Annotated in this window: 11 protein-coding genes; 3 read left to right on the top strand and 8 right to left on the bottom strand. The window is 63.6% G+C overall.

Features of this window, described 5'->3' with window-relative positions; genetic code table 11:
• The 3 genes from JWQ24_RS17430 to JWQ24_RS17420 all read right to left on the bottom strand — a co-directional run.
• On the bottom strand, positions 1–800 hold an 800-nt coding region (locus JWQ24_RS17430; RefSeq protein WP_299810619.1), incomplete at its 3' end, for a peptidogalycan biosysnthesis protein.
• Between the two features lie 82 nt (positions 801–882).
• Positions 883–1,635 carry a glycerophosphodiester phosphodiesterase gene (locus tag JWQ24_RS17425; RefSeq protein WP_299810616.1) on the bottom strand — a complete coding sequence of 251 codons (753 nt, stop codon included), beginning with the start codon at positions 1,633–1,635 and terminating at the stop codon, positions 883–885.
• A gap of 18 nt (positions 1,636–1,653) precedes the next feature.
• The gene (locus JWQ24_RS17420; protein WP_299810613.1) at positions 1,654–2,121 is read right to left on the bottom strand and encodes a RidA family protein; all 468 of its coding nucleotides are present in this window, start codon (positions 2,119–2,121) and stop codon (positions 1,654–1,656) included.
• A gap of 282 nt (positions 2,122–2,403) precedes the next feature.
• Between JWQ24_RS17420 and JWQ24_RS17415 the strand changes: the two genes are divergently transcribed.
• A complete protein-coding gene (locus tag JWQ24_RS17415) occupies positions 2,404–3,210 on the top strand; it encodes a cell envelope integrity EipB family protein (protein ID WP_299810622.1) in 807 nt (268 codons plus the stop codon).
• Between the two features lie 40 nt (positions 3,211–3,250).
• Here JWQ24_RS17415 and JWQ24_RS17410 read toward each other — a convergent pair whose 3' ends face one another.
• A complete protein-coding gene (locus JWQ24_RS17410) occupies positions 3,251–4,543 on the bottom strand; it encodes a DNA polymerase IV (protein ID WP_299810610.1) in 1,293 nt (430 codons plus the stop codon).
• On the bottom strand, positions 4,540–4,839 hold the full coding sequence (locus JWQ24_RS17405) for a DUF3572 domain-containing protein (RefSeq protein ID WP_299810620.1): 300 nt from the start codon (positions 4,837–4,839) through the stop codon (positions 4,540–4,542). Before JWQ24_RS17405 ends, JWQ24_RS17410 begins: the two co-directional genes overlap by 4 nt.
• Positions 4,840–5,073: 234 nt before the next feature.
• Here JWQ24_RS17405 and JWQ24_RS17400 point away from each other — a divergent pair, with 234 nt between their 5' ends.
• A complete protein-coding gene (locus JWQ24_RS17400) occupies positions 5,074–5,439 on the top strand; it encodes a response regulator (protein ID WP_299810607.1) in 366 nt (121 codons plus the stop codon).
• Between the two features lie 10 nt (positions 5,440–5,449).
• Positions 5,450–6,823 (top strand): PleD family two-component system response regulator, encoded by a 1,374-nt coding sequence (locus JWQ24_RS17395; protein WP_299810604.1) that lies wholly within the window; start codon positions 5,450–5,452, stop codon positions 6,821–6,823.
• Positions 6,824–6,872: 49 nt separating this feature from the next.
• On the opposite strand, the gene JWQ24_RS17390 is transcribed toward JWQ24_RS17395, so the two are convergent.
• The 3 genes from JWQ24_RS17390 to JWQ24_RS17380 all read right to left on the bottom strand — a co-directional run.
• Entirely contained in the window at positions 6,873–7,034 is a 162-nt protein-coding gene (locus JWQ24_RS17390) for a hypothetical protein (protein WP_299810599.1), read from the bottom strand.
• Between the two features lie 222 nt (positions 7,035–7,256).
• Complete coding sequence (gene rpmG, locus JWQ24_RS17385; protein WP_143574180.1) at positions 7,257–7,424, bottom strand: 50S ribosomal protein L33; 168 nt, start codon at positions 7,422–7,424, stop codon at positions 7,257–7,259.
• 124 nt (positions 7,425–7,548) lie between these two features.
• A partial coding sequence (locus tag JWQ24_RS17380) for an LLM class flavin-dependent oxidoreductase (RefSeq protein WP_299810596.1) occupies positions 7,549–8,822 on the bottom strand: 1,274 nt, incomplete at its 5' end.

Here is an 8,822-nt window from a genome sequence, read left to right as displayed (position 1 = left end):
GAGCCGGTCTCCATGTAGAAGGCGAAGAAGGCGTCCCAGGCGTCCTCGGTGATGTCGCTGCCGTTGAGCGCATGAATCGTGACGCCGCTGGCCAGGGCATCGCGCCGTTCGCGCTTGATCGCTTTGCGGTGACGCGAGTTGAGGGAGCAAAGAAAATCCTCAAATCTGCCGTAGCTATGGTTGTGCCAGTGAAACTGCTGGTCGTTGCGCAGCAGGAATCCGCGCGCCGCCAGAAATTTCGCTTCGGCTTCGCGGGCAAAGGTGACGTGCACCGACGAGGCTTTGGTTGCCTCGCCCAGCGCCACCAGTCCGCCGGCGAGCGCGGTGCCGATCTGCTCCCGGTCGACGCCGTTAGCGATCAAGAGGCGAGGGCCGGTGGCGGGGGTAAAGGGAACCGAGACCTGCAGTTTTGGATAATAGCGTCCGCCCGCGCGCTCATAGGCGTCGGCCCAGCCGCGGTCGAACACGTATTCGCCCTGCGAATGCGATTTCAGATAGCACGGCACGACGCCGACGATGGCGCCGCCACGCCTCGCGATCAGGTGACGCGGCCCCCATCCGGTGCGCGCACAGGCCGAATTCGATTTCTCCAAAGCGAGGAAAAAAGCGTGCGAAATAAAAGGGTTATAGGCTGAAGTGGAGATCTCGCTTGGGCTTGTTGCGGGCGCGCATAAGGCCAGCGTATCGAGCGACTGGAGGTCGCCAAGGTCGGCGCCGGAGGTGGCGCAGGCGTCCCAATCCGCGGCCGGGATCTGGCTGATGGAGGAGACGGCTTCCAGCGTTATGTCCGATGATGTCATCAAGCCCAGGAACCGGTCAGTTGCGATCAGCCGTCGCGGTGACCGTTCGTAGAATTGTGCATTGCGTCGATCAGTTCAAGAGTTACGCCTCCGGCGCAAAGCCCTCGAAGATCATCTGGTCGGCGTGCGTCGCGGCGGCCGCGCGTTGCCCGGGGGTGCGCACCGTCCAGGTCAGCAGCGCACAGCCGAAGATGTGGCGTGCGATCCACGGGGCCGGCGCCGGCAGATCATTGACCCAGTAAGCGACGAAATGCGGCCGGGTGCGGAAGGCATGGCGGAGATGCCGCATGCCGTCGCGCTGCGCGGGCGTCAGCGCCATCCACTCGGCGTCGTCGTAGCGCCGCTGCGCGGTGATGCCGCGCGGCAGCTCCGGCAGGATCTCACGCAGCGCCAGCACCTGGTCCGGATCGAACGACATTCCGGCCACCGGACCGCGGTAGAATTTAAGGATTTCAGCAACGCGACCAACGAGTTTCCGGTCGCCGTCGAAGTGACTTTTCAGTTCCAGCACGAGCCCGACGCGGCCATCGACCAGCGCGCAGAGATCGCTGAGCGACATCATTCGCTCCGACGTATCCTTGAACGCGACCTGCTTCAATTCGGCAGCGGTGTGGCTGCGCAGCGAGCCGGAGCCATTGGTGAGGCGGCCGAGTTCGTCGTCGTGGTGGACCATCGCCTCGCCATCGGCGGTGAGCTGCAGGTCGACCTCGATACTGAAGTTGCCGGCGATGGCGGCCGCCACCGCGCCGGACATGTTTTCGATCACGCCGCGGGCGCGGTTGTGCAGGCCGCGATGCGCGACCGGTCGGGCAGTAAGCCAAGCGGGTGCGCGCATCGGGATTTCCTCAAGCGGTTAGGCGACCTCGAACACACCATCGACCTCGACGGCGCAATCGGCGGGCAGGGAGGCAACGCCGACCGCAGCGCGGGCGTGACGGCCCTTGTCACCGAACGCGGCGACCATCAGGTCCGACGCGCCGTTGATGACCTTGGGCGCATCGATGAAGTCCGGCGTGGAATTGACGAAGCCGCCGAGCTTGACGACGCGCACGACCTTGTCGAGGTCCCCCAGCGCCGCCTTGACCTGGGCGAGCAGGTTAATGGCGCAGCCGCGCGCGGCAGCAGCACCCTGTTCAACGGTGACGCCGGCGCCGAGCTTGCCCTTGGCGAGCAACTGGCCGTCTGGGCTGACGCAGATCTGACCGGAGACGAACAGCAGGTTGCCGGTGCGCACGAAGCCGACATAATTCGCCAGCGGGCTGATCGGCTCGTGGATCGTGATGCCCATCGCTGCCAGTTTCTGCTCGACCGTTCCTGCCATCATCGTCCCCTTGCTTGATGTCGTGTCCGAACGCGCCGTTGGGTCGTCCGGGCGGCCTGTTTCACCCATCATGACCGCACATGCAAGCCACGATGGGGCCCCGCCGGGAGCCGGTTGCGGGACCAGCCGGCGTCAATTTCCCGTCATTTTTGGTGACCTGCGGATTTGGCCCCAGTTGCGGCGCAATAGCTTGCTTTCTATTGTTGTAACTCAGTAATTCAGGGAAACCGCATGCGCCGATCATCCATTCTTTCGTGCGTTCAGACCGGCGCCGTGGCGCTGATGGTGGCGGGGGTCGGCGGTGCAGCGCAGGCTGCGGCTTCCGCGCCGTTCATGGCACATCAGGCGCTGTACGAGTTGAAGCTGCTGAAATCGCGCGGCAGCGCCAGCGTGAATTCCGCCAGCGGCCGCATCCTGTATAATTTCACCGGCAGCGCCTGCGAGGGCTACACCTCGGATTTCCGCCAGGTCTCGGAGCTGGAAACCGGCGAGGGCAAGAACACGCTGAGCGATCTGCGCTCGACGAGCTGGGAAGACGGCGCCGGCAAGAGCTATCGCTTCAAGATCGACACCCGCATGAACGACGGCGACGCCAGCGTGATTGACGGCGTTGCTGAACGCGACGGCGACCATGTCACCGTCAAGCTGAAGCAGCCGGTGGCGAAGACCTTCACGCTGGACGGCGCCACGGTGTTTCCGACCGAGCAGATCCATCGGATCGTCGCCGCCGCGCGCGAGGGCAAGTCGGTGCTGGAGCTCAAGGTCTATGATGGCTCCGATACCGGCGAGAAGGTCTACAACACGCTGACCGTGATCGGCGCGGCGATCCCCGGCGACCGCGCCGCGGCCGAACCGGACGCCTCGACCAGCTCCGACGCAATGAAGCCGCTGACCCGCTGGCCCGTGACCGTCAGCTATTATGACGAGTCCGCCAAGTCGAACAGCGGCGAACAGACCCCGGTCTATGCGATGTCGTTCGAGTTGTACGAAAACGGCGTGTCGCGCTCGCTCGTGCTGGATTACAATGATTTCGTGATCGGCGGCACGATGGGCAAGTTCAACGTGAAAGACTCAAAGCCCTGCAAGTGAGGTCTGCTTTGTCCTTCGTTCTGCCGGCGGGACACGAGCTTTACGACGCCTTCTCCGGCCCCTTATAGGCAATCCCGCGGATCACCGCGGCGTTGCCGAACTTCTTGCGCAGATCATCCATCGCGCGTTCGGCATCCGCCGAGCGGCGGTCGATCATGTCGGTGTCGCCGGCCTGCGAGCCGGGCGTCAGTGCGCTGACGCCGGTGCCGATCAGGCGGAAGGCGGTGCCATCGATCTCCTTCGCCAGCATTTCGCGGCTCACCGAGAAGATTTTCGTCGCCAGTTGCGTCGGGGCGTGGATCGATTGCGACCGGGTGCGCTGGCGGAAATCCGCGGTCTTCAGCTTCAGCGTGATCGTGGTGCCCGCCACTTCGCCGCTCTTCAGCCGCGACGACACCTTCTCCGACAACCGCCACAGGATCTTTTCCAGTGTGGCGAAGTCGCGGATGTCCTCGTTGAACGTGGTCTCGTTCGAAATCGTCTTGGCGTTGCGATCGGCGACGACACGGCGATCGTCGATGCCGCGCGCGAGTCGCCACAGCCTGCGGCCCTCGCCGCCGAACTGTTTCATCAGATCGATCTCGTCGGCCTTCTGCAAATCGCCGATCTTGCGAAAGCCGCGCTGTGACAGCTTTTCCGCGGTCGCGGGGCCAACGCCGAAGATGAAGCCGACCGGGCGCTCGGCCAGCATCGCGCAGGCGTCCTGCTGGTCGAGTACGGCGAAGCCGCGGGGCTTGTCGAGATCGGAGGCGATCTTGGCGAGAAACTTGTTCACCGACAGCCCGACCGAGACGGTTATTCCGATATTGCGTTCGATCTGCGCGGCAAACTTCGCCAGCACCTTGGCCGGGATCATGCCGTGGACGCGCTGCGTGCCGGACAGATCGAGGAACGCCTCGTCGATCGACAGCGGTTCGACCAGCGGCGTCAGCGCCTGCATGGCGTGCCGCACCTCACGGCCGACGCGGACGTATTTCGCCATGTCCGGCTTCACGACCACGGCGGAGGGGCACAACTCCAGCGCCTTGAACATCGGCATCGCCGAGCGGATTCCGTAGGTGCGGGCGATATAGCAGGCCGCCGACACCACGCCGCGCTTGCCGCCGCCGATGATGACGGGGCGGTCGGCCAGCTCCGGATTGTCGCGCTTCTCCACCGTGGCGTAGAAAGCGTCGCAATCGATATGCGCCATCGTCAGCGCGGGCAAATCATGATGCCGCACCAGCCGCGGCGAGCCACAGGCGCTACAGCGCTTCGCGGTGATATCCTGATCGGCAAGGCAATCCCGGCAGAAGCAGCGCGGTCCGCTTGATTCTGTCGGGGAGGGCGTCACGGGATATCGCGCTCGATGTGGGGATCGCCGAGCGCCTGACGGGCGGCTGCGATGGTGGTCGGATGCAACTGCGACGAGGCGGAAAACGCCTGCACGGTCTCGTCGTCACGCAGCACGAAATCCAGCACGCTGACCAGAAATTGCGGGTCCTTGGCGGCCGAGCGCAGGGTCTCCGGTCCGATTCCGCTCTCGGACAGGAACAAACCCAGCCGTTCGGGTTCACCCGCGACGAAGGACAGCGCTTGAATCGCAACGATTTCAGCAACTTGTCCGGGGTGTGGTGCACGCTTTTTCAGCATGGCTGTTTGCCTTTCCGTAACTAATCATCTCTACTTTAACTCATCATGCCCGAGTCACCGGGGCGTTGCCAGCAACTGGCCAACGTGCGGCGATGCGGGTGCTCCGGCGGGGTGGCCGGAGTGAATTCGGACCCAGGCTGAATTCGCCTTACAGGTTGTGTTGTCGTCGCAGCAGAGCAATGTCGCTCGCCGCTATAACAAGAACGTTGACGTTCGGGATTGGAGGACGGGATGGCTAAAACCGTCCTGATCGTGGAGGACAACGAGCTCAACATGAAGCTCTTCCGCGATCTGCTCGAAGCGCATGGCTATCAGACCATCGGCACGAGCAATGGTTTCGAGGCGCTCGAGATCGTTCGCAAGCAGCGCCCCGATCTGATCCTGATGGATATCCAGTTGCCGCAGGTCTCCGGTCTCGAAGTCACGCGCTGGATCAAGGACGATCCGGCCTTGCGCATGATTCCGGTGGTCGCCGTCACGGCCTTCGCCATGAAGGGCGATGAGGAACGCATCCGCGAGGGCGGCTGCGAGGCCTATTTGTCCAAGCCCATTTCCGTCGGCAAATTCATCGAAACCGTACGTCGGTTTATCGGTTAGGGAGCTATCGATGTCCGCGCGTATCCTGGTCGTCGATGACATCCCCGCCAACGTCAAGCTGCTGGAAGCTCGTCTCTCGGCCGAATATTTCGACGTCACCACCGCATCCTCAGGCGCGCAGGCGCTGGAGATCTGCGCGCGCTCCGAATGCGACCTGATCCTGCTCGACGTCATGATGCCGGACATGGACGGCTTCGAGGTTTGCCGCCGTCTCAAGGCCAATCCGCGGACGCATTTCATTCCGGTGGTGATGGTCACCGCGCTGGACTCACCGTCCGACCGCGTGCGCGGGCTCGAGGCTGGCGCCGATGACTTCCTCACCAAGCCTGTCGCGGACGCCGTGCTGATCGCGCGCGTGCGCTCGCTGACGCGTCTGAAGATGATGACGGATGAACTGCGGATGCGCGCCCTCACGTCGCTCGAGATCGGCGTGCAGGCGCCGGAGCGCAGCGCGGTGGCCGATCTCGGCATGGGCGGCCGCATCCTGCTGGTGGACGACCGGCCGTCGTCTTACGAGCGGCTGGCGCCGGTCCTGAGCGCCGAGCACCATATCGATGTCGAGCCCAATCCTGCGGACGCGCTGTTTCATGCGGCCGAGGGTAATTACGACCTGCTGATCGTCTCGCTCGCGCTGGAGAATTTCGACGGGCTACGGCTGTGCAGCCAGGCGCGCTCGCTGGAGCGCACGCGGCATGTGCCGATCCTGGCGATCGCGGATGCCGACAACAACGCGCGGATGCTGCGTGGTCTCGAAATCGGGATCAACGATTACCTGATGCGCCCGGTCGACAAGAACGAGTTGCTGGCGCGTGCGCGCACCCAGGTGCGCCGCCGTCGCTACACCGATCACCTGCGCGACAACGTGCAGAATTCAATCGAGATGGCGATCACCGACGGCCTCACCGGCTTGCACAATCGCCGCTATATGGAGAGCCATCTCGAAACGCTGGCGGAGCAGGCGGGCGTTCGCAGCAAGCCGCTGGCGCTGATGATGCTCGATATCGACTTCTTCAAGTCGATCAACGACACCCATGGCCACGATTGCGGCGACGACGTGCTGCGTGAATTCGCGGTGCGAATCCGCAAGTCGATCCGCGGCATCGATCTCGCGTGCCGCTATGGCGGCGAGGAATTCGTCATCGTTATGCCGGAGACCGATATCACCGTCGCCGGGATGGTCGCCGAACGGCTGCGCCGCGCCATCGCCGGCGAACCCTTCGCGATCGACAAAGGCGCCAGGCACATCGACGTCACGATCTCGATCGGCCTGTCGACGCTGGAGACCAAGGGCGAGCCGATCGCTGACGTCCTCAAGCGCGCCGATGTCGCGCTGTACCGCGCCAAGCATGACGGCCGCAATCGGGTTGTGGCGGCGGCGGCGTAAGCGCGCTTTCGTTTCGCGCCTCAGGGCGGGGAATCACGCGTAAGGGCCGCTAGCTTCGCGCCGCCGTTCGGTGGATGGCCGAGAGCAAGATGCCAACCAGCGCCAGCATGAGCACAATCTTGATCTCAACCATTTCCAGACCCTGACGATCCACGCCCACCAAATGGCGGTGGCGATATGCAGGTTGGGCGCTGCAGCCGAGGAGTTCCATGTGAGTGCCGGGATCACGTTATAGGAACGATATATCCGGCGATCCGGGCAATGCGTCAGAGGGCGTGATGCAGCAAGGCAGTCTGCAACATGTCGAGGAATATGCAGGGATTGAGGGCCGGCGGCCGCAAGCGCCGACCCGAGCGTCGACCGATCCATCAAGCCAATAAAAACGGGGCCCGAAGGGGCCCCGCTTAAATCCGTAAACCGCTGAAAGCAGCGCTTACTTGATCTTGGATTCCTTGAACTCGACGTGCTTGCGCGCGACGGGGTCGTACTTTTTCTTGACCATCTTGTCGGTCATGGTGCGCGAGTTCTTCTTCGCGGTATAATAAAAGCCGGTGTCCGCGGTGGAAACGAGCTTGATCTTGATGGTGACCGCTTTGGCCATGTGAAAACCTCTGAATGTCAGGAATCGGTGACAGCCAGAGCACTGGCCGCGTTGGGCGCAACCTAGCCTCGAACGCCCCAAAGTCAAGGTTTTCCGGCCCGGAAAAGCGCCGGAATCCGGCTCCTTAGCCCGGAAAGAAGCGGTTTTCCGGCCGCGGCAGGCCCAAATTCTCCCGCAGCGTCCGGCCTTCGTATTCGGTCCGGAAGATTCCGCGCCTCTGCAGTTCCGGGATCACCTTGTCGACGAAGTCGTCGAGGCCCGCGGGCAGGAACGGGAACATGATGTTGAAGCCGTCGCAGGCCTCCGTCACCAGCCATTCCTCCATCTGGTCGGCGATGGTCCGGGGCGTGCCGACGAACGCCGCGCCGCCATAGCCGCCGAGCCGCTGGGCGAGCTGGCGCACCGTGAGGTTTTCGCGGGCGGCCAGATCGATGACGCGCTGCCGGCCGCTCTTGCTGGCATTTGTCTCGGGGATCTCCGGCAGCGGGCCGTCGGGATCGAAGCCGGAGGCGTCCGAGCCGATCATGATCGACAATGATGCGATGGCGTTGGCGTAGTGCACCTTGCTGTCGAGCAGCGCGCGCTTTCCCTGGGCCTCCTCGACGCTGTCGCCGACCACGACAAAAGCGCCGGGCAGAATTTTCAGGTGATCACGGTTGCGGCCGAGCTTGTCCATGCGGCCCTTGATGTCGGCATAGAGTTTCTGGGCGTCACCGATCGCGCCGCCACCGGTAAACACCGCCTCCGCGGTTTCCGCCGCAAGCTGCCTGCCGTCATCGGAGGCACCGGCCTGCACGATCACCGGCCAGCCTTGCACCGGACGGGCGATATTGAGCGGTCCTCGCACTTTGAAGTATTTACCCTTGTGGTCGAGCACATGCATCTTCTCGGGATCTACGTAGATGCCGCTTTCGACGTCGCGCACGAAGGCGTCGTCGGCGAAGGAATCCCACAGGCCGGTGACCACGTCGTAGAATTCGCGGGCGCGTTTGTAGCGCTCGGCGTGCTCCATGTGGTCGTCGAGGCCGAAGTTCAGCGCTGCATCGGGATTGGATGTAGTGACGATGTTCCAGCCGGCACGGCCATTGCTGATGTGGTCCAGCGAGGCGAAGCGGCGCGCGACGTGATAGGGCTCGTCGAAGGTGGTGGAGCCGGTGGCGACCAGGCCGATGTTTTCGGTGACGGCGGCCAGCGCGGAGAGCAGCGTGAACGGCTCGAACGAGGTCACGGTGTGGCTGCGCTTCAGCGCCTCGATCGGCATGTTGAGCACGGCGAGATGATCGGCCATGAAGAAGGCGTCGAACTTGCCGGCTTCCAGTTTCTGGATCAGTTGCTTCAGCACTGGGAAATTGAAGTTGGCATCGGGGATCGCGCCGGGGTAGCGCCACGCGCCGGTGT

Source organism: Tardiphaga sp. (genome assembly GCF_028290495.1).
Lineage (GTDB): Bacteria > Pseudomonadota > Alphaproteobacteria > Rhizobiales > Xanthobacteraceae > Tardiphaga.
This window is presented reverse-complemented; position numbering and strand designations above follow the sequence as displayed.

What these genes read in the sequence shown, in the direction of transcription:
- JWQ24_RS17415 (WP_299810622.1), top strand. Translation starts at nt 2,404, where the DNA reads ATGGTGGCGGGGGTCGGCGGTGCAGCGCAGGCTGCGGCTTCCGCGCCG.
- JWQ24_RS17390 (WP_299810599.1), bottom strand. Translation starts at nt 7,034, where the DNA reads ATGGAACTCCTCGGCTGCAGCGCCCAACCTGCATATCGCCACCGCCAT.
- JWQ24_RS17400 (WP_299810607.1), top strand. Translation starts at nt 5,074, where the DNA reads ATGGCTAAAACCGTCCTGATCGTGGAGGACAACGAGCTCAACATGAAG.
- JWQ24_RS17395 (WP_299810604.1), top strand. Translation starts at nt 5,450, where the DNA reads ATGTCCGCGCGTATCCTGGTCGTCGATGACATCCCCGCCAACGTCAAG.
- JWQ24_RS17425 (WP_299810616.1), bottom strand. Translation starts at nt 1,635, where the DNA reads ATGCGCGCACCCGCTTGGCTTACTGCCCGACCGGTCGCGCATCGCGGC.
- JWQ24_RS17420 (WP_299810613.1), bottom strand. Translation starts at nt 2,121, where the DNA reads ATGGCAGGAACGGTCGAGCAGAAACTGGCAGCGATGGGCATCACGATC.
- rpmG (WP_143574180.1), bottom strand. Translation starts at nt 7,424, where the DNA reads ATGGCCAAAGCGGTCACCATCAAGATCAAGCTCGTTTCCACCGCGGAC.